Below are 22045 nucleotides of genomic sequence, written 5' to 3'. Positions count from 1 at the left end.
AATTCGTTTTTACGTCCCTTCTTTTAAATTTTATCCGAAGTAGCCTGATCCAGTATCCTTCGTAAATCTTTTAAGAAAGGATCGGAAAAATATTCTTTTCCATAATCCAGATTGAACTGGTAATTGAAGTCCGGGGGATTTTTGCCTTGAACATGCTGCAAAATGGTTTCAGCCTTATCTAACGCTTTTACTAAGCGAGCTTCTTCGGTTCTTCCTAATTGATAGTCCAAAAAAAGACGATCGTAGTGAGTGGCCATTTCTGCAGGTAAAACAGCTGTCAGACTGTTAAAAGCTAAGGTTTCCTGTTCAGCTTTCTTTTGGGCATCTACTTGATCGATTGCGGGAATATCACCGGTTTTTAATTCGGCTAAATCGTGAATCAAAGCAATCTCTAAAGCTTCAGCCTTATTCAAGTGAGGATAAAAAGAGCAAAACAAAGCGACGAACAGGCTAAGCCGCCAAGTATGTTCAGCTGTCGATTCAGCCTCTCCGTCGGTTTTAAACGCGAAACGTTCGGTCTCTTTTAACTGTTCACTTTCTGAGATGAAATGAAGAATTTGATTGATTATTTCTGCTTGGTTGTCCATAAGTAACCTCCTATTTAGTTTCCATTTTAACATGTTGACGAAAATAGGTATTGATTTGAATGGCCATTTCTAGTAAAATGTTGAAACGCCGTTCTGAAGTTTCAGAAAATTCAATTTTTAAGTGAACTTTGCTTGGGATTTTTGAATCATTTCTTTGGAACTGTCGACTAAAGCAAGAATAAAAGAGGATTTTTCCTTTTAAAAATAAGGTGTGTATATGAGAAAAGATATCCAGAAAGCAACTGTAATTGTGGTAAAGATCGGCACAAGTGCACTAATCTCTGCTGATGGAACCATCAATTATTCGGTTATGCAGCAATTGGTTTTTGTAATCGCAGAACTAATGAGACAAAAAAAGCAGGTCATTCTTGTTTCGTCGGGAGCAGTGGCGATTGGCCGAACACAATTAGGATTCGCCGAAGCACCACTTACCGTTTCTCAACAAAAGGCTAGTGCAGCTGTCGGACAAACATTGCTGATCCAAGCCTACCAAGAAGCTTTTGACGATTATGGTAAACAGGTCGGTCAACTGCTGCTTACACGAGATATTTTAGATTTTTCTGAAAGTCGTCAAACGTTTGCTGAAACGATCAAGCAATTATTGGCTTCCGGAGTGGTGCCCATCATTAACGAAAACGATGCAGTATCAATTGATGAAGTGCATCAGCAACGTCAATTTGAGGATAATGATGAGGTTGCTTTAAATGTGTCACTACTGATGAAGGCAGATTTATTCATCATGCTTTCCGACGTAGAAGGCTTATACTCTGACAACCCAGTACATAACGAAGACGCAGAGCTGCTGCAACATCTTAGAGAAGTGGACAGTCAGTTGCTTGCTTCATCCAGCACACAAAGCGGCCCTTATAGTCGCGGAGGTATCCACAGTAAATTGAAAACAGCTGATGCAGCGTTGTCGGCTGGCTTGTCGATGGTTTTAGCTAATGGCAAGGAGCCGACAGTTATTTTCAACATTCTAAAAGGTGAAGAAGTAGGAACCTTATTTCAAAAGTAGTCATTGAGTATGGAATGGAGGAAGCCCATGTTAAAAGTACCAACAAACACTAGCTGGCAAGAGCAAAAAATGTTGATTCAAGCAGCATTAGTGAAAGGTTTTTCCAGTGAATCAGCAACATTTCCGATAGCTTCTCTGACTGGCGATGAAGAAGTTTCCGCAGACGAGAAAAAGTTGTTCGCTCATTTTTCAGAGTATTCACAGTTGTTGCCTGAAGACTATCAGGCGGCTTCAGATCACGCTCAGCCGATTCCAAGCTTTGATTGGCGCAGCAAAAAGGGCTTAGAAACACTCTTTCAAACGGGAACCTATTTGAAAGATGAAAATCTCGATCAATTGCCAGATAAGCTAGATTTTAAGCTGGTTCTTCCAGTGGCCGCTAGTCCATCGATCTTAATTGCTGCCTGTAATTTTGCTTTTCGTTTTGGCATGGAAACAACTCAGATTGATGATTGGCTGTTAGCTAAAGAGTATACCAGCGGGAACGCACTGGTATTCCGTGAATCAGCGGAGTGTCTGATAAAAGAAGAACCAGGTAGAGATGGAACGATATTAGTTGTTCAGGGACAAGGGACAGACTTAGAAGAATTTTCAGCGCTGGTTTGTGAGCATTTTCCAAAGCTTTCAGCCTTTGAGACTTGGAGCAGTTACCTTCAGTATATTGCCGATGGTTTCTTAATGAAGAATCTTGATGGTCAGCTCAGCTATCTGCACTCACTGTCGTCACAAAAAGCAACTGCTTATTTTTCGCCAGAAATACATTCATGTTTGAAAGAAGTTCAAGCCTATTTTCCAGAGACAACCTTTAAAAATTATAAGGATGTGCAGCCGGTATACGAAAAGAAGTATGAACTTTCTTGGGAGGTAGACGATTTTTGCCAATATCTTGCTAAAGAAGTTTATCCGACTTTGAAACCAGCTGACCAAGTGGAAATAAGCGGCGTACTAAGTGAAGAAAAAGCAGTCCGAAAATCTTTAAAGGAAGAAATCACAGCAGAAGTGGCTGGAAAGGGAGCTCAGTTAACCAATATCCAATTGGTTTGTGCTCATAAGCAAGGTTACTCTTGGATGGACGAATATGTTATTCCGGCACTGAAGGATCAGGCTGTTGAGAAATTAGTCATCGCTTTTAAACCGTTTATGCCTGAAGGTTTTACTGAGTGGACCACAGAATCAGGTGCGGTTCCCAGTTATAACAATTTAGATAGTCAAGACCCTGAAAAATGGAATGATCTGCCAATTCGTTATCTCCAAGAGCTGTATCCGATTCAAGACAGATTAGTCAGTGAATTAGGTCTTAGTGAAGAGCAAGTAGCGTTTACTACTTATGAGGGGGACGAACCGCTTACTTACTTGATTTCCGCGAAGGACCAGCAGGGAGAAGTCATTTTTGAAGATCATTATGCAGCTAGTTACGCCGAGCGGCCCTATTTGGATGCTTATCCGGGTTTAGGGAAAGTTCATCCACCAACCGGTAGACTTCAAGCCAAGGTAAATGGCGAGATCGTTTTGGAAAAGCGAATCGTCACCGATGTCGAAAAAATTTGGGATCTTTATCAGAGTGAAGTGTTGGTTGACTGTAAAGCTTTTGTTTTAGAAAAAGCTGAGGGCGAGTTATCTAAAGAACAACAGCCCTTCTTTGCTCAGTTAAAAATTGAAGTGATTGCAAGCGAACCGGATCATTTGCTGCCTAGCCGCAACGATATGATCTCCAGCTTGAATGCCTTGCACGAAGATCTGTACTTCGCTGGGGCTGACTATTTCAAAAATTTTGGCTATCAAGTGTGCGGAGAAATGTTTGAAGAACCAGGCCTTATCTTACCGGTAATCAAACAAGGAACCGGGAAGCCTACTTTGAAAGTCACTTTGTTGGAACAATTAGCAAATGAGCCGAGGATTTTAAACGAAGGTTCTATTGTCAAGCATCCGAAAAAACGAGAAGAAATTTCTGTCTTTTTACAGGAAATTGGCTACAGCGATCAACGGCTCACCGCAAAAATTGCGGTCGAAGGGGTCGATGATACGGTCCTGCTCGCATACTCGGAATTACTTAATCAGCGGCTGGTAGCCCAAGGATTTGATTTTTCTTTCTTCAAAGAAATTACTTTTATTGGCAGAGAGAATACTTTTGATGCAGAGATACCGGAAAAAGTTCAAATTGAACAAACAAGAAAGATTGAAACCGTCGATTTTTACGAAGATCAAGTGATTGGTTATGAGCAATATCTGGAGATCATCCAACAGCTGAAAGAAGTACCAGAGCTATCCGTTTATCGGATTGCGACTTCTTACTTAGGTCGAGAAATTTATGCAATCGAACTAGCGCCTAAAACCAAAGGCTATCATTCTAGAACCAAACGCTTAACTAATTACCCGTCGTTGATTATTAATGCTCGTCACCATGCCAATGAAGTAGCTGGCACTAACGGTGCTTTCCTATTGATTAAAGAGCTTTTAACGAACAAAAATTATCACGAGACAGCGGAGCAATTAAATCTAGTTGTTGTTCCTTTAGAAAATGTTGACGGTGCAGTGATTCATTACGAATTGCAGCAAGACAATCCACATTGGAAGCTGCACGTTGCTCGCTTTAATGCAGTGGGAAAAGAATTCTATTATGACTACTTCAATTTGGATACAAAGCATCCTGAGGCTTTAGGGATGACTAGACTGTATGAACGCTTTCTGCCGGATATCATGATTGACAATCACGGGGTACCAACCCATGAATGGGAACAACCATTTTCAGGTTACACTTCACCTTCGTATAAAGGATTTTGGCTGCCAAGATCCTTATTATATGGCTATTTTTGGATGGTTTCTGATGAGGAATACCGTTGGAATCGTCCGTTAAATAAAAAGTTGGAGGATGTGATTGCAGAAGCAATTGCGAAACAGCCGGAAATGCGTCGTTGGAACTTAGAATGGGCCAGACAATTTGAAACGTATGCTCATCGATGGCTGCCTGAGATGTTCCCAGCGGAGTATTACAAAGAAATGATTAATTACTGGATTGAGTTTGCAGCCGATCCGACCCATCGATATCCGTCGATTCGCTTTCCGTGGATCACGTCAGCAGCTTATACCAGTGAGGTGGCAGATGAAACAGCTCAAGGAGATTATTTGAAGCTGTGTGCGAATACCCATCTAGTACATGATTTGGCAACAATTGATATGCTTTTAGCTGCGAGGAAGGCCTATCGTCATCAAGCAGCACTCACCAATGATTCATTCGAACTTTGTCACACACGGCTACGGCCGATAATTGCCTAAGCAGGCAGATAAATTTATTAGATTAGGAAAATCATGGAGGAAAACACATGGAATATTTAAAGCTTTTAGGAATACTGATTGTTATTATCGGTTTTGCACTAAAAAAGGATTCAATCTTGATTATTTTAACGGCAGCAATTGTGACAGCGTTAGTTGGCGGTCTGGGAATTGAAGGACTGCTGACAACATTAGGAACAAGCTTTGTTGCTAACCGTGCAATGGCTATTTTTATTATCATCATGCTGATTACTGGAACACTTGAGCGTAATGGTTTGAAAGAATCGGCAGCGGCCTTAATCGGCAAGTTCAAAAACGCCTCTGCTGGGGCGGTAATTGGGGCGTATGGAATTATGCGAGGAATTTTCGCTGCCTTCAACATCAGCTTTGGCGGCGTTGCCGGCTTCGTTCGTCCAATTATCATGCCAATGGCTTTAGGTACAGTCGAATCAAAAGGCAAAGAAGTGGACGAGGATTATGCCGAAGAACTAAAAGGAATGTCTTCTGGTATGGAAAATATTGCTTGGTTTTTCTGCCAAGTGTTGTTTATCGGCGGACCTGGAGCGCTTCTGGTTCAAGCAACTTTGGATGACTTAGGGTACAAAACCAACCTGATTGATTTATCAAAGGTTGAAATTCCGGTAGCGATTTTTGCTGTAGTGTTAGCAATTGTATACTACTTCTTAAAAGACAAACGTTTATTCAAAAAATATTATGGTAACGGAAAATAGGGAGGAAACAGGATGTCATTTTTTACTAGTCCAGAAGTACTGTTAGGCGAAAAATTATTAGAAGTCATCTACATGATTATGGGACTGATTTCCATATATACGGGCATTAAAAATGCGAGAGATAAAGAAAATCCAACCCCAATTGGAACAGCCGTTTTCTGGTGTTCATTAGGTTTGGTGTTGACGTTTGGCCGTTGGATTCCGCCAATGATTAATGGTGTACTGGTTATCATCATGACCTTGCCAGCTATCTTGAAAAAAGTCAGCAAAGGAAAAGATACTACTCCTAGTGTTGAATTTACCCGTAAAATGGCTGATAAAGTTGGGATGAAGATTTTTATTCCTGCCCTTTCTATGGGGATTTGCGCAATTTTGTTTGCTTTGTTTACAACACTGGGTGCTTTAGTAGGTGTTGGCGTCGGCGTGGGTGTTTCAATTATCATTTTAATGCTGTTTTCCAACGAAAACAAACCTCACGTTTTCTTAGATGATGCTGAACGGATGCTGTCGACTGTTGGACCATTGAGTATGTTGCCGATGCTGCTAGCTAGTTTAGGCGCAATCTTTACAGCAGCTGGTGTTGGTGAAGTGATTTCCAGCATGGTAGCAACAGTTATTCCCAAAGGCAACGTCAATGTTGGGATTATCGTGTTTGCCATCGGTATGATGCTGTTCACTATGATTATGGGAAATGCCTTTGCCGCTATTACAGTAATGACGGTAGGTATAGGTGGACCATTCGTTCTAGCTTATGGTGCTGATCCAGTATTAATCGGTATGGTTGCATTAACCTGCGGATATTGTGGTACTTTATGTACACCGATGGCCGCGAACTTCAATATCGTTCCCGTGGCAATGCTGGAAATGAAAGACCGCTTTGGCGTAATTAAAAATCAGGCGTTGTTAGCAGTCGTTTTCCTGGTTTTTCAAATTAGCTATATGATTCTATTTAAATAGGAGGAATTTATATGACGAAAGTATTAATCACCGGATTTGATCCCTTTGGCGGAGCAACTATCAACCCGGCATTTGAAGCAGTGAAACTATTACCAGAAACAATTCAAGATGCTGAGATCATCAAAATTGAAATTCCGACTGTCTTTAAAAAAGACGGAGAAGTGTTAGAAGCTGCAATCAAGGAACACCAGCCCGATATCGTTTTATGTGTTGGACAAGCTGGCGGACGCTCAGGAGTTACGATCGAAAAAGTAGCCATCAACTTGATGGAAGCTCGTATTCCTGACAATGACGGACAGCAACCTTTAAACCAGCCCATCCACGAAGACGGGAAAAATGCCTATTTTGCAACCATCCCTGTAAAGGCAATGGTGAATAGCGTAAAAGCGCAAAATATCCCATCGAGTGTTTCTTACACAGCAGGTACTTTTGTCTGCAATGATATCATGTATCGTTTGCTGTACTTAGCAGAAAAAGAATACCCGGCTATGCGAGGAGGCTTCATTCACGTTCCGTATCTGCCAGAACAAGTGACTGAACTGCCTGAAGGCACACCAAGCATGTCAGCTGACCTTATCAGCCAAGCCCTGGCTGCAGCAATTGAGGCAGCTATCAGCAATACCCAAGATGAAAATATTGCAATGGGAACCATCATGTAAGAAACTTAGACTTTGATCTAATATAGATCAAGGTCTTTTTTTCGGTCTTTTGACGGATAGCTTTTCCAGTAACAATTCTTTATACTGTAAGAATCTTCGAAAGGAAGTGCAGCAATGAACGTTTTATTTATCTTTGACGATAACGAAAAATCCAGCTTCTTTCTCTACAATTTAAAAAAGGGTAATAATCGTTTGGCCCGTTTTTCTCCTGAATTACCTGTAGGAAAGTCTGTACTGGGAAATTTATACATGACAGTACCCATTGAACAGTTTCTTCAATTGTTTTCCGAAGCTTTCTCACTAGATGTCCAAAAATATTTAATTTTGAAGAAAACAGATAGTCTGCGTGCAGTAGCAGAAGCCGGTCTAGAAGCGGATGGGAAAATTCCTGTTACGGTTTATAAAGAATTCACCGCCGCAAAAAACAATCAGCACTTTAACCCTGGACAGCAGCGTCTATCGCTTGAAGAATTAGATGCGTATATTTCTTATCAAGTTGATGACGACGGTCGTTTGGATGTATTTGAACGGCAAGAGGATGTCATTCGTTTAATGAAACAAAAGACAGTTCGTCCTAAATTATCTTCTATCACGAAAAATTATGGCACCGTCAAAGAGTTTTCTGGCAATAACTTGAGCTTAAAAGATATGCTGAAAATGGGAGCTGGCTATCTAGCGAAAGGCAGCGCGCATATGGATAAGCTAACTATTCCAGTACCAGGGACTTATCAGCTGGCAGGTGAATTTCCTTATCAAATAAACAAGGTGAACATGACCGAAAATGTGAAAGAGATACGTCAGAGGCTGCTCTAGAAATAGCCGATGTACAAGAGCATTATCTTGCGACACACACTAGCGAATTATTCAGTTGTCAAGGAACATGACGGGTGTAGGGAAATTAATGAATTGGCGGATCAGGCGGACTCTTGCGTTGACGTTCTTTCAGTGTGCGCCTGATCTTTCGTTGGGCCAGCTCTCTAATACGATTGTAGGATTTTATACGTTTGATAGAGGGCTCGGTTACCTCTACCTGTGGTTCATGACTTGAATATTTTGTCTGTTGTTCTAAAAATGTTCTTTGTTCTGGTAAATTAATTTGAATCAAATAGTTAGCCGGAAGTTCTGCCATCACTGGAGCAGTAGGCAGTTTTTGCCAAGGCAGCTGTAAACTTGCTTGATTGAAAGCAATCGATTCATCTGGTTCCCCAAATAATTTCTCTTCATTAAAAATCGGTGTTTCAATTGTTTCCACGTATTTAGCACTGACGACCTCTTGAAATAAACCAACGCCATCTTTTTCAAATATATCCAAAATTGTCAGCAATTCTAAAGCTTCTTTGATCTCTTCAGGACTCTTCTCAGTATTAGGGTCTTTCACGTTCAATGTGTGTTTGTTCCCCTCGCTATTTAGGAAAGTGCTAACTAGTTTGATCATTTCGATAATCTCCTTTCGTTAAATTATTGTGTAAGTGACAGGTAATAATTGACGTTTCTCAAGGTACAGCCGTTTCAGTCGGCAAAAATTTGGTTATTTGCGACTTGACGATTGATTTGGCTTTCTCAATAAAATTTCTGACAGGGAAGAGCTTCAAGGTCAATTTTTCCCATTCTAAAACTTCAAAGTAATCCACAAAATAGTAGAAAAAGCGCTTCATGCTGCGACTGACTTTGGTACGCGTGAATAAATGATGGACCAGATCTTTTAAGACTAAGTCAAACTCTTCTGCTCCTAATTGATAGCGAACCCGCAAAGCTAAAAGTAGTTGAATAGTCGTTGCGCCATCCTGGGATTCTTCATAATACTCGGTAATTCTTTGTTCTAAAGTTTCAAGTTTTAAGTTAAATAGCATTTGGGGTGAAAAAGGTTGTTTTTCCATAAGTAGTTCCTCCATTTTATTTTATCTTCGGCCGATAGGTAGAATTTACACTAGATTTTTAAAAATGCAAAATTCGCTAAGTTGCAATGGACCCCTCTAACTTGCAAGGTCATTTTTGGGAAATGTTGATTTATCAAGTTTATTACGCTACTGCTCCAAAAAAAGGTGCAAGTTAGCCGGTATGAAATTTTTTTAGAAAAAACTGAATGTTCGAAGGACTTTTTTTATTTATGGTTATTTTAATAGATGATTCTGATTGATTACGTTACTGCTATTCATCCTTTCAAAAAAGTCGGAATATCGCCATCTTTTATGGTTAGTAAACAAAAAGAATTCATCTTTACCTTGAAGTGATTGAAATTTCTCATGGATATCGGTAATATAAAATAGATTCATTTAATAGGAGGTAGAATATGACAACTTTTTCTCAGTACTATGAACAATTATTACCGTTTACCGAAGACTTGTTTTTGCATCCAGAGCTAGGGTACAAGGAACAGCGAACATCTCAAAAAGTTATCGAAGAGTTAAGAAGAATCAATCCAGAGATTGAATTTTCGCAATTTTCAGACACGGGTATTAAGACTTACTTGTCCCAAGGCAAGGAACGAACCATGTGTTTTATCGCGGAATTGGATGCTGTATACGCCCCAACTCATTTTCAGGCTGATCCGGAAACGGGAGCCGCCCACAATTGTGGACACTTCACTCAAGTGGCAATTGCATTAGCGTTATATAATCATTACGTAAAAACTAAAGAGTATGAGCGCTTAGACTTCAATCTCTGTTTCGTTTTTGTACCCGCGGAAGAATATTTAGATTTAGATTTCCGCAAACAACTTCGTGAAGCTGGCAAAATTCAATTTCTTGGTGGAAAGCCCGAAGCAATGTCGTTGGGGATTTTTGATGATATTGATTTTGGTGTATGTGTGCATGCGATTGGTGAATTGTTTGAACGGCCAACCATTGAGGTGAATTGCGATTTAGCTGGATTTTTGTATAAAAAATATTATTTTTCTGGAAAAGCCGTTCATGCCGGGTTTGATCCGTTTTCTGGAATCAATGCATACAGTATCTCAACCTTGTTTAATACTGCAATTGGTTTGAGCCGTCAGCAATTTAAAGACACAGAATCTATTCGTGTGAATCCGATTGTTATGGAAAGCGACATGTCTACGAATGTTATTCCGAATCGGATCACTGTAGGAACTGATTTGCGTTGCAAAACATTAGAATACATGCCAGAAGTTGCTAAAAAATTAGATCACGCGGCTCAAGGAAGCGCCTATGCTTTGGAAGGTGGAGTTTCAATTGAAACGGAAATGGGCTATTTACCATTTGTTCAAGACCGCTATTTGAATACTTTTGTGGAAACGGCTTTTTCAAAATGTGACGCTATTCCAGATATTATTGATGATCGTGGAGGTATAGCTGCGGCTGGCGATATTGGGGATCTTGCTTTTATGCGGCCGTGCATCCAAATCAGCTATGGTGGTTTTGAAGGCACCATTCATGGGGATGATTTTAAGATGATTGATCCAGATTTTGTTTTGAAAACTTTCCCAGAATTTTTAGTAACAGTTTTTGCTGAAATGTCTGGAAATTTGGATTCGACGAAATTCTATCGTCGATCATTTGAGGAGTATAAAAAATTAATTGATTCGATTGATGGGGGAGTTGTATGAAAAAGCAGTTAGTATTTTTAATTGGTTTTGTTGTTGTAGTGGTTACTATTGCCGAGATGATTGGTATGCAATTTATTTCCATCGGTAATACGACTATTACTGTTTTACCTTTAGTTTTCTCCGTGTTAATTGCGATGCTGTTAGGGTTGCCGATGATTCGTAAAGGGCTAATAGCCAAAATATATTCTAAAACTAATATTCAATTTTCGGCCAAATACTTGTTGTACATTATGCTGCCGTTAATGGCTCGCTACGGTGCCGATGTAGCACCTCGGTTGCGGGAAATTTTGAGTGTGGGATGGGTCTTTTTATTCCAAGAATTGGGAAATGTAGGGACAGTTATTTTAGGCTTGCCAGTTGCTTTATTCCTAGGACTTCGTCGGGAAGCAATCGGTGCTACTTTAGGTTTAGGTCGTGAAGGGGAGCTAGCGTATATTTCAGAAAAATACACACTAAATTCTCCTGAAGGAAGAGGCGTATTGTCACTTTATTTGATCGGAACGCTTTTTGGCTCAATTTTCTTTAGTATTTTTGCGCCAATTATGGCAGGTCTTGGTTTGGATTACCGGGCGTTAGCTATGAGTTCGGGGGTTGGTTCTGCAAGTATGATGACTGCGGCATCGTCATCTTTAATTGCTTTGATGCCTGAAAATGAAACAACGATTGCGGCTTATGCGGCTGCCAGCCAGTTGCTGACCAGCTTTTTAGGAACTTATACAATGGTGTTCATTGCCGTTCCTTTGCAGCGCTTTATGTACAATTTATTAACAGGAGGATCACGTCGTGGAAAAGAAACAAACTAATGAATACATCAAAATTTCTTTTGTTTTACTATTGAGTGTTAGTCTGATTTTGTTTACGCAGGCTGTGAAGCTAGTCAAAAATCCAGATTCAACTCCAATCAACATGCAAACCATTCAAGGGTTAGTTGTACTTTGGGTATTTTCCATGATTGGTGTTTTCGTTTCAGCAATGGTGAAGAAAACGGGAATTAAGATACTAGCTGATTTTCCCATTTTAGGTTGGGTTTCTTTAGTGTCATTATTCTTTTGCTTAATGTCAGACTTTTTTGTTCAAGCGATTGCCGGGGTTGATTTCTTGTCGATCACAACACCTATTTTAGCTTTTGCGGGATTGTCAGTGGCAGATAGTCTGATGGATTTGAGAAAAACTTCATGGAAAGTGGCCATTGTTGCTATCTTTGTCTTCATCGGAACGTATTTAGGAAGTGCTATTATTGCTCAAATTGGGCTAATCCTTTCTGGAAGGTAGCAGTATAATTGCTTTCTATAGAGAGTAAATTAGCTGTTTGCAAATATTTTAGTATTGTTATCAATTTCCATAAATCGTCACTGAAACAGGAGTTTTTGCTCCTGTTTCTTTTTGTGTTTGATTAGTTTTTGTTATAATAGGTAGGGAAATGAGGCGGTAAATGATGCTAGAAAGAATCAATAGATTAAGGGATTTAATGAAAGAAGAAATACTGGACGGTTATTTGGTTACAAGCCCAGCGAATTTGCGCTACTTAACTAATTTTACTGGAACTGCTGGCATAGCAGTTGTCACGTTAGAAAATGCTTATTTCATCACAGATTTTCGTTATGTTGAACAAGCTGCCGAACAGGTACACGGTATGACGATCTTACAACACCAAGGGATAATTGGTGAAGTGGTAGCTGATCTAGTTGAGAAGGATCAAATTTCTTCATTAGGCTTTGAAGATAGTTTTATCACTTTTGCAGAATATTCAGCTTATGAAGAGATTCTTGAAGCAGAATTTGCACCAGCTAGTGGCTTAATCGAGCAGTTGCGAGAACAAAAAGATGAATCTGAGTTAGCTATTATCGAAAAAGCTTGCAGTATAGCTGATGCTGGTTTTGACCATGTGTTGAAAATGATTCGGCCAGGTATGACAGAGATTGAGGTAGCCAATCAATTAGACTTTTACATGCGTTCTTTAGGAGCGACGGGGACTTCTTTTGATACTATTGTCGCTTCGGGTGTTCGTTCAGCCCTTCCTCACGGTGTTGCTAGTGAGAAAATCATTGAACGCGGCGAAATGGTTACTTTGGATTTTGGTTGTATTTACCAAGGGTATGTTTCTGACATTACTCGGACATTCGCAATTGGTGACCCCGGAGAACAATTAAAAGAGATTTACGAAATCGTGCTTGAAGCACAGCTTAATGTTATCGCACAAGCAAAAGCTGGAGTTACCGGACAACAGTTAGATGACGCTGCTCGTTCAATCATTGCCGAAGCTGGCTATGGCGATGCTTTTGGTCACTCAACAGGTCATGGGATTGGACTGGACATTCACGAGGGACCTAACTTGAGTTGGGTGAATGAAGAACCTTTAAAAGTAGGGAATGTTGTCACTGATGAACCTGGAATTTATATTAGTGGATTAGGCGGCGTTCGAATCGAAGATGATTTAGTTATTCTGGAACAGGGGAATCGTATATTAACCCATTCACCAAAGGAGCTAATCATTCTCTAGTAGTGGTAGCGTAAGCGTCCAAGAAATGATAAACTAGTAACAAATCTCTAGTTGATATGAATCAAGGAGGAATAGTAATGATCTCAGTAAATGATTTTAAAACTGGGTTAACAATTGAAGTAGATGGTGGTATCTGGCGCGTCGTTGATTTCCAACACGTAAAACCCGGAAAAGGTGCTGCTTTTGTTCGTTCGAAATTAAAAAATTTGCGTACGGGTGGGGTGCAGGAAAAAACCTTCCGCGCAGGTGAAAAAGTAGCAAAAGCTCAAATCGATAATCGTAAAATGCAATATTTGTACGATGATGGCGGCAACTACGTATTCATGGATATGGATAATTATGAACAAATCGAGATTCCGCAAACACAGATAGAAGATGAGATGCGCTACGTATTAGAAAATACTGAATTAAATGTAATTATGTACGGCAGTGAAATCTTAGGTGTCGATTTACCAAATACCGTTACTTTAGAAGTAGCTGAAACTGAACCAAACATCAAGGGAGACACTTCTTCTGGTGGTTCAAAACCAGCGATAATGGAAACTGGTTTGACAGTTAATGTTCCATTTTTCGTTAATCAAGGAGATAAACTGATCGTTAATACCCAAGACGGTAGTTATGTCTCACGGGCATAAAGGAGAGAGTTAATATGGCAGATGAAAAAAATTTAGTTTTACGGGAAAATCAAGATCTTGGCGAAATTATTATTGCTCCAGAAGTCATTGAAGTTATTATCGGAATTGCTGCATCAAAAGTAGCAGGTGTCTATGGCATGCGGGGATCATTTGCCAACAATGTCACTGAGCTTTTAGGAAAAGCTGCTCATGGAAAAGGTGTTTACTTAACCAACGATGAGCAAGGACTAAAAGTCGATATCTATACGTATCTTGAGTATGGTATTTCTGTACCTAAAGTAGCGATGGATATGCAGGAACGTGTGAAACAGCAAGTTTTATTTATGACGGATGTTGCGCTAAGCGAAGTAAATGTCCATGTGGTTGGTGTAGTAGCGGAGAAATTGGAACAACCAACCCTTGAAGAACTATTCAATGATGAAGAGGAAAACGATGAGTAAAGAGTTATCACGTCATGAAATCCGCGAAAAAGCCTTGCAGGCACTTTTTCCGTTGGATTTTAACCAAGAATTAACTAAAAAAGATGCAATCAATCACGCGTTGAGCTTAGATCAGGCTGAATGGGTTAGTGAAGAAGAAGATGCATTTGTGCCTATCTATTTAGACGAATTAGTAGGTGGTGTCCTAGACCAAAAAGCTGAATTAGATCAAATTATCCAAAAACATTTGCGTTCTAATTGGTCGATTCAACGAATTGCCAAAATGGATTTGATTATCTTGCGAATTGGTATTTATGAAATGCTTTATAACGAGAAAGTACCTAATCGTGTAGTATTAAATGAAGCAATTGAATTAGCTAAAACGTTTAGCGATGACCAATCAAGAAAATTCGTGAATGGTATTTTATCGAATGTAATGAAAGAAATTAATGAAGCTGGGGAAAATAGCTAATTGAGCTATTTTTTCCAGCTTCATTTCAAATCACACAGATGTACAGGGGTGGAAGTATGGGAACAATTATCAATGGAAAAGAATTAGCGGAGAAGCTTCAAGATGCTACCGCAGTAGAAGTAAAAGAACTAGAAAAAGCCGGACTGCGTCCCGGGCTTGTCGTTTTATTAGTTGGGGAGAATGCTGCTAGTCAGACTTATGTAAAAAACAAACAACTGGCTGCTCAACGCATCGGTATCCATTCAAAGGTTATGCGCTACCCAGCTACAATTTCAGAGGATGAATTGTTAAAAGAAATTGAACATTTTAACCAAGCAGAAGAATTTCACGGTATTTTAGTTCAATTGCCATTACCAAAGCATATTGATGAAGAAAAAGTACTTTTAGCGATTGATCCGATTAAGGACGTTGATGGGTTTCACCCAATGAATTTAGGGCGATTATTTGCCGGAGCACCTCACATGATCCCATGTACCCCATATGGCATCATGAAAATGTTTGAAGCTTATGAAATTTCTTTAGCTGGAAAACAGGCTGTAATTATCGGACGCAGCAATATTGTAGGCAAACCGATGGCGCATCTATTATTGGCAGAAAACGCAACGGTAACCATTGCCCATTCTAAAACGGCCAACTTGCCGGAATTGGCAAAAAAAGCCGACATTTTAATTGTTGCAATTGGTCAAGGGCATTTTGTGACGAAAGAGTTTATTAAGCCGGGTGCTGTAGTCATTGATGTAGGAATGAACCGTAACGAAGCGGGAAAACTAATCGGTGATGTTAAATTTGACGAAGTGGAACCAATAGCTGGTTTTATCACGCCTGTTCCTCGGGGAGTAGGTCCAATGACAATTACGATGCTAATGCAGCAGACAGTTGAGGCGTGTCGACGGCAGAAACTAGGTGAATGATGTGGCACAGGAATATTTAACAGTTAGTGCCTTAAATAAATATATCAAGCGTAAATTTGATGTCGATCCTTATTTGGATCGTGTCTACCTTACCGGTGAAATATCGAACTTTCGCTTAAGGCCTAACAATCACCAGTATTTTAGTTTGAAAGATGAACAATCAAAGATCAACGCCATTATGTTCAAAGGTGCTTTTCAAAAACTGAAGTTCACTCCTAAAGAAGGAATGAAAGTTTTAGTTGTCGGCAGAGTCGCTTTGTATGAAGCAAGCGGAATGTACCAAATTTACATCGAACATATGGAACCTGATGGAGTAGGTGCGCTATATCAAGCATTGGCTGAACTCAGAGAGAAGCTAAACAAAGAAGGCCTTTTCTCCTTGCCTAAGAAACCTCTTCCTAGATTTCCTAAACGGATTGCGGTATTAACAAGTCCCAGCGGCGCGGTTATCAGGGATATCATTACGACAGTCAAACGACGTTATCCAATTGCACAATTAGTGCTGTTTCCAACCGTTGTTCAAGGGGACAAAGCAGCTGAAAATATTGTAAAAAATATTAAGCGGGCAGAGGCTGGCGAATTTGATACGATGATCATCGGTCGAGGTGGCGGGTCGATTGAAGACTTGTGGCCTTTCAATGAAGAGGTTGTTGCTAGAGCAATTGCTGCTTCACCACTGCCGATCATTTCATCAGTTGGGCACGAAACGGATACAACTATTGCTGATTTAGCAGCAGATGTGCGAGCAGCTACGCCAACAGCAGCTGCCGAGCTGGCTGTACCCGTTTTAAACGAAGAACTATTAAGACTGAAGGAAAAGCAAAACCGTTTAGAACAAGCCTATTTGAACCTGCTGGAACGCAAAAAAGAACGATACCAGCGAATCATGCAGTCTTATATCTTTAGACAGCCAATGCGGCTCTATGAAGCGCAAAGTATTCAATTGGATCGTTTGACTCAACGGCTGCAGCAGGAGACGACTGTTTTAGTCAATCAACGAGAAAAACAATTGCTTCAAGTAATTGGACGTTTTGAGCAAGCAACACCGTTGAATCGTGTGAAAAACACCCAGCAACAGGTTGACTATTTAACCAATCGATTACAGCAGCAGATGACAGTATTAATGGAAAATAAGGGACAGAAGATGGCGCATGCAATTGCCTCTTTAGACCTATTGAGTCCTTTAAAAATAATGGGGCGAGGGTACACTTATACTACCCAAGAGAATCAAGTCATTCGCTCTGTCAAAGAGTTAACAGAAAAAGAATTAACGATCCATTTTGTTGATGGAACGGTTCAATCAACCATTGATAAAATTGTTGAAAAAGGAGAAAAATAATGGAAAACGCAACATTTGAAGAATCTCTTGCTGAATTAGAAGCCATTGTTGCTCAATTAGAGCGGGGAGATGTCCCGTTGGAAGAAGCCTTGGAAGTGTTCCAAAAAGGCATGCTTTTAAGCAAACAATGTCAAGATACCCTAAGCAAGGCAGAGAAAACATTGACGAAGATGATGACGGATGATAATGAAGAAGTGCCCTTTACAGGTGAGGAGGAAGCCTAGACATGCTGCAATCTTTCAGAGCAAAAGAACTGCCGAAAGTAGAAGAAGCTATGTTGACTTTTATTGAGGAACATACAAGCAATCAGTCGTTGGCTGAAAGCATGGCGTACTCGGTAAAAGCTGGTGGAAAAAGAATTCGACCGTTAATCGTGTTAACTACAGCAGCTTCCTTTAGTAACAGCATTGATGTGAATACATACCACGTTGCTGCTGCCTTAGAAATGATTCATACCTACTCACTAATTCATGATGATCTGCCGGCAATGGATGATGATGACTTAAGAAGAGGCAAGCCCACTAATCATAAAGTTTTCGGTGAAGCGTTGGCTATTTTAGCTGGAGACGGTTTATTAACGGGTGCCTTTCAGTTAGTAAGTGAAACCTCTTTGGAATCTGACAAGCAAGTACTGCTGGTGCAATTGTTGGCTAAAGCAGCTGGCTCGGAAGGAATGGTTGCGGGTCAGGCTGGCGACATGGCTGCTGAAAAACAGCAGGTTTCGCTAGAAGAGCTGATGGCTATTCATCGTGCTAAAACGGGTGCACTGCTAACCTATGCTTTCGTCGCGGGGGGAATCTTGGCTAATCAGACCGACTATGTGATTGAACAATTGCAAAAACTTGGGGAGCACATCGGACTGGCTTTCCAAATTAGAGATGATTTGTTAGATGTAGTAGGGACAACAGAAGAATTAGGGAAAAATGTTGGCCAGGATGCTAAGCAGGAAAAAAGTACTTACCCTGCTCTTTTAGGGGTATCAGGAGCAAAAGAGGCTTTGCAAAAAGAGTTAGATCAAGCAACACAAGTGATCGAAGAATTAAAAGAAGCCGAAGATTTTGACTCTGGTCTTTTTCAAGAATTAATTAGATTGTTTGCATTGTAGAGGAGCGCATCATGAAAAAAGAACGTGTTGACGTTTTAGCCTTTAACCAAGGGCTATTTGAAACAAGAGAAAAAGCGAAACGGGCGATCATGGCTGGCCAGGTATATGATCAAAATAACGAACGTCTGGATAAACCGGGAGAGAAAATTGCTGAAACGACCCAATTGCAAATAAAAGGACAAGGTTTGGCATATGTTTCTCGTGGAGGGCTAAAGCTGGAAAAGGCTTTGCAGGAATTTGACCTTTCGATTGCAGGAAAGCATGTTTTGGATATTGGTTCATCGACTGGCGGCTTCACTGATGTAGCTTTACAAAATGGTGCCCAAATGAGCTATGCTTTAGATGTCGGCTACAATCAGCTGGCCTGGAAAATTCGCCAGGATGAACGAGTAGTCGTGATGGAGCGCACCAATTTTCGCTACTCAAAACCGGAAGACTTTACTAAAGGTCAACCAGACTTTGCGACGATTGATGTTTCTTTTATTTCGCTGAAATTGATCTTGCCACCCTTAAAGGAAATTATTTCTTCTGGTGGAGATGTAGTAGCGTTAATTAAGCCGCAATTTGAAGCAGGTAAAGCCTTTGTTGGGAAAAAGGGCATCGTAAAAGAACCTTCGACCCACTTCAATGTGTTGGATGACATTACCCACTTTGCTTTGCAAGCGGGCTTTGATGTAGAAGCAATTACTTATTCACCTATCACAGGCGGTGAAGGGAATATTGAGTTTTTAGCTCATTTAAAAGCTGGCGGTCCATTAGGTGAAATGAATCCTGCAATTGATTTGAAGGAAGTCGTTGCTCAAGCCCATCAACAATTACGTTAGGAGGTTCCACATGCGAAAGCAAGAACGACATCGTTTGATTACTCGTTTGCTTAATGAAAACGATATTAAAAGACAAGAAGACTTCGTAAGCGTTTTGGCCAATGAAGGTGTAAATGTTACGCAAGCGACCATTTCTCGTGATATTAAAGAGATGAAACTGATCAAAGTTCCATCAGTGAACGGCGGCTATCGTTACAGTGTCCCCCATAAGAACGAAGAAAATTTATCCGAGCGCTTGGCTGATCTGTTGCAAGAAGCCTTTTTGTCAGCTGATCAAATGGAAAAGATGGTTGTCTTAAAAACTCTTCCAGGAAATGCATCAGCCGCAGCGAATTTAATTGAGAAATTTTTCAGCAAAAAATTGTTTGCGGTGTTAAATGATGATGACAGTGTGCTGATGGTGGCACGATCAGAAGACAATGCCAAAGAACTGTACCAAGAAATTAACAGCAGAAGTCAAAAAGAGTAGGAGATTATAGTATGCTGCAGGAATTGACAATCAAAAACTTTGCGATTATTTCTTCTTTGCATCTAACTTTTACCAATGGGATGACGGCGTTAACTGGTGAAACAGGAGCAGGGAAATCTATCATTATTGATGCAGTCAGCTTATTAGCAGGCGCACGCTCTTCAATAGAGTACATTCGACAAGGCAGTGATCATTGCTTGCTGGAAGGGATTTTTGATTTACCCCAGCAAGTCGAGTTTCAAGAGCTGGCTGAAGAATTAGGAATTGATATCGAAGACAATATGTTAATTGTTCAGCGAGATATGAACCTGTCGGGGAAAAATATTTGCCGTATTAATGGACGAACCGTTACATTAGCCAGTCTGCGTAAAATCGGTCAATACCTAGTGGATATTCAAGGGCAAAATGATCATCAAGAACTGATGAATCCGGACTCTCATTTACGCTTATTGGACAGCTTCGGTTCAAAAGCTTTTCAAAAGAAGAAACGCGCATATCAAACCGAATATAAAAATTATATGGATCTAGCGAGAAGAGTGAATAAGTATAAGCAAAACGAACAGTCTTTTGCCCAACGAATTGATATGCTGACTTTTCAGCAGGAAGAGATTGGAAATGCTCAGCTGGAAGACGGCGAGGAAGCGCGTTTAATAGAAGAAAGAGACAAGTTGATGAACTTCCAACGGATCGTTGACACGCTCTCTTACAGCTATCAGGGACTGTCTAACGACGAAGCTGGTGCATTGGATTCGATTGGATCGGTTAGTCAAGAATTACAATCCATCGCTTCCTTAGATAGTGAGTATCAAAGCATCTCGGAAAATGTCAGCAGTGCTTACTATTTGCTGCAGGACGCGGCTAGCGAAATCAGCCGTCAGCTGGATGTTTTAGAACTGGATGAACAGAGATTGGAGATCGTCAACGAGCGTTTAGACCTTATTCATCAGCTAAAACGCAAGTATGGCGATTCAATTGAAGCCATCCTGGCTTACTATCAGAAAATCAGTCAAGAGCTGTTGGACTCGGATTTCTCAGAAGGGAAATTGGAGCAATTAGAAAATGAACTGTTGGAAAAGGAAAATGTCCTAACTGAACAAGCTCAAGGGTTACATGATGAGCGGGAAAAAATGGCTGAAAAGTTAGAAATAGCTATTCAGCAGGAACTTAAACAGCTGTACATGGAAAACGCACGCTTTCAAGTGATGTTCAAGGCAACTGCTTTTCAAGAAGATGGTTTGGATCAAGTCGAATTTTACATCACTACTAACCCAGGTGAACCTCTTAAGCCGCTTGTTAAGGTTGCATCCGGTGGAGAAATTTCACGAATAATGTTAGCGCTAAAAACGATCTTCTCCAAAACACAGGAGCTAACAAGTATCGTATTCGATGAAGTTGATACCGGTGTTAGCGGCAGAGTAGCTCAAGCGATTGCTGATAAGATTTATCAAATTGGTGAGAACTCTCAAGTACTGTGTATTACTCACTTGCCGCAGGTTGCTGCTAAAGCAGATCATCAGCTTTTTATTCAGAAAGAAATCGTAAATGGTCGAACGATCACCAAAGTGGAAGAATTACCTGAAACTGAACGAACAAATGAAATTGCTAGAATGCTTGCCGGAGCAGAAATCACCGAATTAACGCTTCAGCATGCTAAGGAGCTATTGGCCATGGCTAAGCAATAAAAAATACCGCTGTTCCACAATTTAAAGGAACAGCGGTATTTTTTACTGGTGATAAAAGCAAGATTTCCCACGGCTGATGAGCCTGCTTAGAGAATGTTAAGAAAGTCGGATTTACAGCTTGGTTTAGTCTTATAACACTGAGACTAAACGGATATTCAAAGACTTTCTTACATAATGCTGATGAGACTGCTGATTACAACCGATCCTACCATCAAGATCAGCATAACCCAAATAACGATTTTAGTGATTTTAGAAAACGTGCTGGTTGACTTTTTTTCCTTCAATTTTGTCACCGTCCTTGTACATATTCACAGATATGATACTCTATAATGGTGGTCTCTGCAAATTTACGCGGAGCATTATAGAAATTGTAAACAAATCTTGAGAAGTATGAAGAAAAATTGTTCTTTGTTAAGAGTTGCTAAATCTACTAGATTTTAAATAAACTGAAACAAAAATGTAATGATAATGAAGTATAGTGTCGTTAGTAGTTATAAGTAGGAAGGAATGGGTGTGTTGGGTTCATTTTCACCAATTTTGTTATTGTGGTATGTTTTTCCAGTCATCATACTGCTAGGTTCAGATTATATTGTAAGTATCCTAAAATTAAAGCAGCGTTTTAATATTAAAGTTCCAGATATCTCTGTACCATTTTTGTTTGTAGGGATGCATGAGATTTCAAAGCATATCAGCACGTTTTCAATTTTACCGTATTTCTTGCTGACAATTCTGTTATTGGGAATTGCCGTCGTTTTATTTCAAGCATATCGGTACCGAGAAATCGTATATGGACGATTTTTCAAGATGTTTTGGCGAATGACATTTTTATTATCGGTAGTCATGTATTTTATCTTGATTATTGCTAGTTTTATTCGCTTAGTTCTTAGATAAAAGACTTTAAAAAAACT

The 22045-nt window shown here is 40.1% G+C and carries 25 protein-coding genes; 21 read left to right on the top strand and 4 right to left on the bottom strand.

The window, feature by feature from the left end; genetic code table 11:
• Positions 1–23: 23 nt before the first annotated feature.
• Complete coding sequence (locus JZO70_RS19155) at positions 24–587, bottom strand: HD domain-containing protein (RefSeq protein ID WP_207675294.1); 564 nt, start codon at positions 585–587, stop codon at positions 24–26.
• Positions 588–804: 217 nt separating this feature from the next.
• On the opposite strand from JZO70_RS19155, the gene proB reads away from it, so the two are divergent.
• From proB to JZO70_RS19125, 6 genes are all read left to right on the top strand, one after another.
• Positions 805–1602: a glutamate 5-kinase gene (gene proB, locus JZO70_RS19150; protein WP_207675293.1), complete on the top strand. Its 798-nt coding sequence runs from the start codon at positions 805–807 to the stop codon at positions 1600–1602.
• Between the two features lie 27 nt (positions 1603–1629).
• Positions 1630–4875 carry a M14 family metallopeptidase gene (locus tag JZO70_RS19145; RefSeq protein ID WP_207675292.1) on the top strand — a complete coding sequence of 1082 codons (3246 nt, stop codon included), beginning with the start codon at positions 1630–1632 and terminating at the stop codon, positions 4873–4875.
• Positions 4876–4922: 47 nt separating this feature from the next.
• Positions 4923–5603, top strand: coding sequence for a DUF969 domain-containing protein (locus tag JZO70_RS19140; RefSeq protein ID WP_207675291.1), 681 nt, complete (start codon positions 4923–4925; stop codon positions 5601–5603).
• A gap of 12 nt (positions 5604–5615) precedes the next feature.
• Positions 5616–6560: a DUF979 domain-containing protein gene (locus JZO70_RS19135; RefSeq protein ID WP_207675290.1), complete on the top strand. Its 945-nt coding sequence runs from the start codon at positions 5616–5618 to the stop codon at positions 6558–6560.
• An 11-nt stretch (positions 6561–6571) separates the two neighbouring features.
• Positions 6572–7219, top strand: a complete 648-nt coding sequence (gene pcp, locus JZO70_RS19130) for a pyroglutamyl-peptidase I (RefSeq protein WP_207675289.1) — start codon at positions 6572–6574, stop codon at positions 7217–7219.
• A gap of 114 nt (positions 7220–7333) precedes the next feature.
• Positions 7334–8032, top strand: a complete 699-nt coding sequence (locus tag JZO70_RS19125; protein ID WP_207675288.1) for an LCP family glycopolymer transferase — start codon at positions 7334–7336, stop codon at positions 8030–8032.
• An 85-nt stretch (positions 8033–8117) separates the two neighbouring features.
• Here JZO70_RS19125 and JZO70_RS19120 read toward each other — a convergent pair whose 3' ends face one another.
• Positions 8118–8654 carry a DUF2922 domain-containing protein gene (locus JZO70_RS19120; protein WP_207675287.1) on the bottom strand — a complete coding sequence of 179 codons (537 nt, stop codon included), beginning with the start codon at positions 8652–8654 and terminating at the stop codon, positions 8118–8120.
• Positions 8655–8712: 58 nt separating this feature from the next.
• The gene (locus tag JZO70_RS19115; protein ID WP_207675286.1) at positions 8713–9096 is read right to left on the bottom strand and encodes a hypothetical protein; all 384 of its coding nucleotides are present in this window, start codon (positions 9094–9096) and stop codon (positions 8713–8715) included.
• Between the two features lie 413 nt (positions 9097–9509).
• Here JZO70_RS19115 and JZO70_RS19110 point away from each other — a divergent pair, with 413 nt between their 5' ends.
• The 14 genes from JZO70_RS19110 to recN all read left to right on the top strand — a co-directional run bounded on the left by JZO70_RS19110 (position 9510) and on the right by recN (position 21137).
• Positions 9510–10781: a M20/M25/M40 family metallo-hydrolase gene (locus JZO70_RS19110; protein ID WP_207675285.1), complete on the top strand. Its 1272-nt coding sequence runs from the start codon at positions 9510–9512 to the stop codon at positions 10779–10781.
• The gene (locus JZO70_RS19105; RefSeq protein WP_207675284.1) at positions 10778–11584 is read left to right on the top strand and encodes a DUF3100 domain-containing protein; all 807 of its coding nucleotides are present in this window, start codon (positions 10778–10780) and stop codon (positions 11582–11584) included. Before JZO70_RS19110 ends, JZO70_RS19105 begins: the two co-directional genes overlap by 4 nt.
• Complete coding sequence (locus tag JZO70_RS19100) at positions 11565–12053, top strand: hypothetical protein (RefSeq protein WP_207675283.1); 489 nt, start codon at positions 11565–11567, stop codon at positions 12051–12053. The genes JZO70_RS19105 and JZO70_RS19100 overlap by 20 nt, the downstream gene beginning before the upstream one ends.
• Before the next feature lie 163 nt (positions 12054–12216).
• A complete protein-coding gene (locus JZO70_RS19095; RefSeq protein ID WP_207675346.1) occupies positions 12217–13281 on the top strand; it encodes a M24 family metallopeptidase in 1065 nt (354 codons plus the stop codon).
• A gap of 77 nt (positions 13282–13358) precedes the next feature.
• On the top strand, positions 13359–13916 hold the full coding sequence (gene efp, locus JZO70_RS19090) for an elongation factor P (RefSeq protein WP_207675282.1): 558 nt from the start codon (positions 13359–13361) through the stop codon (positions 13914–13916).
• Positions 13917–13930: 14 nt separating this feature from the next.
• Positions 13931–14356: an Asp23/Gls24 family envelope stress response protein gene (locus JZO70_RS19085; RefSeq protein ID WP_207675281.1), complete on the top strand. Its 426-nt coding sequence runs from the start codon at positions 13931–13933 to the stop codon at positions 14354–14356.
• On the top strand, positions 14349–14807 hold the full coding sequence (nusB, locus tag JZO70_RS19080; protein WP_207675280.1) for a transcription antitermination factor NusB: 459 nt from the start codon (positions 14349–14351) through the stop codon (positions 14805–14807). The genes JZO70_RS19085 and nusB overlap by 8 nt, the downstream gene beginning before the upstream one ends.
• A 56-nt stretch (positions 14808–14863) precedes the next feature.
• Positions 14864–15718, top strand: a complete 855-nt coding sequence (locus JZO70_RS19075) for a bifunctional methylenetetrahydrofolate dehydrogenase/methenyltetrahydrofolate cyclohydrolase (RefSeq protein ID WP_207675279.1) — start codon at positions 14864–14866, stop codon at positions 15716–15718.
• Between the two features lies 1 nt (position 15719).
• Complete coding sequence (gene xseA / locus JZO70_RS19070; protein WP_207675278.1) at positions 15720–17057, top strand: exodeoxyribonuclease VII large subunit; 1338 nt, start codon at positions 15720–15722, stop codon at positions 17055–17057.
• On the top strand, positions 17057–17281 hold the full coding sequence (locus tag JZO70_RS19065; RefSeq protein WP_207675277.1) for an exodeoxyribonuclease VII small subunit: 225 nt from the start codon (positions 17057–17059) through the stop codon (positions 17279–17281). Before xseA ends, JZO70_RS19065 begins: the two co-directional genes overlap by 1 nt.
• 2 nt (positions 17282–17283) lie before the next feature.
• On the top strand, positions 17284–18162 hold the full coding sequence (locus JZO70_RS19060) for a polyprenyl synthetase family protein (RefSeq protein WP_207675276.1): 879 nt from the start codon (positions 17284–17286) through the stop codon (positions 18160–18162).
• A gap of 11 nt (positions 18163–18173) precedes the next feature.
• Complete coding sequence (locus JZO70_RS19055) at positions 18174–18986, top strand: TlyA family RNA methyltransferase (RefSeq protein ID WP_207675275.1); 813 nt, start codon at positions 18174–18176, stop codon at positions 18984–18986.
• A gap of 10 nt (positions 18987–18996) precedes the next feature.
• Positions 18997–19455, top strand: coding sequence for an arginine repressor (locus tag JZO70_RS19050; RefSeq protein ID WP_207675274.1), 459 nt, complete (start codon positions 18997–18999; stop codon positions 19453–19455).
• Positions 19456–19466: 11 nt separating this feature from the next.
• Positions 19467–21137: a DNA repair protein RecN gene (recN, locus tag JZO70_RS19045; RefSeq protein ID WP_207675273.1), complete on the top strand. Its 1671-nt coding sequence runs from the start codon at positions 19467–19469 to the stop codon at positions 21135–21137.
• 167 nt (positions 21138–21304) lie between these two features.
• Here recN and JZO70_RS19040 read toward each other — a convergent pair whose 3' ends face one another.
• Positions 21305–21421, bottom strand: a complete 117-nt coding sequence (locus JZO70_RS19040) for a DUF4044 domain-containing protein (RefSeq protein ID WP_207675272.1) — start codon at positions 21419–21421, stop codon at positions 21305–21307.
• 223 nt (positions 21422–21644) lie between these two features.
• Between JZO70_RS19040 and JZO70_RS19035 the strand changes: the two genes are divergently transcribed.
• The gene (locus JZO70_RS19035) at positions 21645–22028 is read left to right on the top strand and encodes a DUF3397 domain-containing protein (RefSeq protein ID WP_207675271.1); all 384 of its coding nucleotides are present in this window, start codon (positions 21645–21647) and stop codon (positions 22026–22028) included.
• Positions 22029–22045: the final 17 nt, after the last annotated feature.

Origin of the sequence: Candidatus Enterococcus moelleringii (genome assembly GCF_017377575.1) — a bacterium.
Taxonomy (GTDB): Bacteria; Bacillota; Bacilli; order Lactobacillales; family Enterococcaceae; genus Enterococcus_A; species Enterococcus_A moelleringii.
This window is presented reverse-complemented; position numbering and strand designations above follow the sequence as displayed.

Excerpts from the sequence above, each read along its gene's own strand:
- JZO70_RS19155 (WP_207675294.1), bottom strand. The coding sequence starts at position 587 with ATGGACAACCAAGCAGAAATAATCAATCAAATTCTTCATTTCATCTCA.
- proB (WP_207675293.1), top strand. The coding sequence starts at position 805 with ATGAGAAAAGATATCCAGAAAGCAACTGTAATTGTGGTAAAGATCGGC.
- JZO70_RS19145 (WP_207675292.1), top strand. The coding sequence starts at position 1,630 with ATGTTAAAAGTACCAACAAACACTAGCTGGCAAGAGCAAAAAATGTTG.
- JZO70_RS19140 (WP_207675291.1), top strand. The coding sequence starts at position 4,923 with ATGGAATATTTAAAGCTTTTAGGAATACTGATTGTTATTATCGGTTTT.
- JZO70_RS19135 (WP_207675290.1), top strand. The coding sequence starts at position 5,616 with ATGTCATTTTTTACTAGTCCAGAAGTACTGTTAGGCGAAAAATTATTA.
- pcp (WP_207675289.1), top strand. The coding sequence starts at position 6,572 with ATGACGAAAGTATTAATCACCGGATTTGATCCCTTTGGCGGAGCAACT.
- JZO70_RS19125 (WP_207675288.1), top strand. The coding sequence starts at position 7,334 with ATGAACGTTTTATTTATCTTTGACGATAACGAAAAATCCAGCTTCTTT.
- JZO70_RS19120 (WP_207675287.1), bottom strand. The coding sequence starts at position 8,654 with ATGATCAAACTAGTTAGCACTTTCCTAAATAGCGAGGGGAACAAACAC.
- JZO70_RS19115 (WP_207675286.1), bottom strand. The coding sequence starts at position 9,096 with ATGGAAAAACAACCTTTTTCACCCCAAATGCTATTTAACTTAAAACTT.
- JZO70_RS19110 (WP_207675285.1), top strand. The coding sequence starts at position 9,510 with ATGACAACTTTTTCTCAGTACTATGAACAATTATTACCGTTTACCGAA.
- JZO70_RS19105 (WP_207675284.1), top strand. The coding sequence starts at position 10,778 with ATGAAAAAGCAGTTAGTATTTTTAATTGGTTTTGTTGTTGTAGTGGTT.
- JZO70_RS19095 (WP_207675346.1), top strand. The coding sequence starts at position 12,217 with ATGCTAGAAAGAATCAATAGATTAAGGGATTTAATGAAAGAAGAAATA.
- efp (WP_207675282.1), top strand. The coding sequence starts at position 13,359 with ATGATCTCAGTAAATGATTTTAAAACTGGGTTAACAATTGAAGTAGAT.
- JZO70_RS19085 (WP_207675281.1), top strand. The coding sequence starts at position 13,931 with ATGGCAGATGAAAAAAATTTAGTTTTACGGGAAAATCAAGATCTTGGC.
- nusB (WP_207675280.1), top strand. The coding sequence starts at position 14,349 with ATGAGTAAAGAGTTATCACGTCATGAAATCCGCGAAAAAGCCTTGCAG.
- JZO70_RS19075 (WP_207675279.1), top strand. The coding sequence starts at position 14,864 with ATGGGAACAATTATCAATGGAAAAGAATTAGCGGAGAAGCTTCAAGAT.
- JZO70_RS19065 (WP_207675277.1), top strand. The coding sequence starts at position 17,057 with ATGGAAAACGCAACATTTGAAGAATCTCTTGCTGAATTAGAAGCCATT.
- JZO70_RS19060 (WP_207675276.1), top strand. The coding sequence starts at position 17,284 with ATGCTGCAATCTTTCAGAGCAAAAGAACTGCCGAAAGTAGAAGAAGCT.
- JZO70_RS19055 (WP_207675275.1), top strand. The coding sequence starts at position 18,174 with ATGAAAAAAGAACGTGTTGACGTTTTAGCCTTTAACCAAGGGCTATTT.
- JZO70_RS19050 (WP_207675274.1), top strand. The coding sequence starts at position 18,997 with ATGCGAAAGCAAGAACGACATCGTTTGATTACTCGTTTGCTTAATGAA.
- recN (WP_207675273.1), top strand. The coding sequence starts at position 19,467 with ATGCTGCAGGAATTGACAATCAAAAACTTTGCGATTATTTCTTCTTTG.
- JZO70_RS19035 (WP_207675271.1), top strand. The coding sequence starts at position 21,645 with ATGGGTGTGTTGGGTTCATTTTCACCAATTTTGTTATTGTGGTATGTT.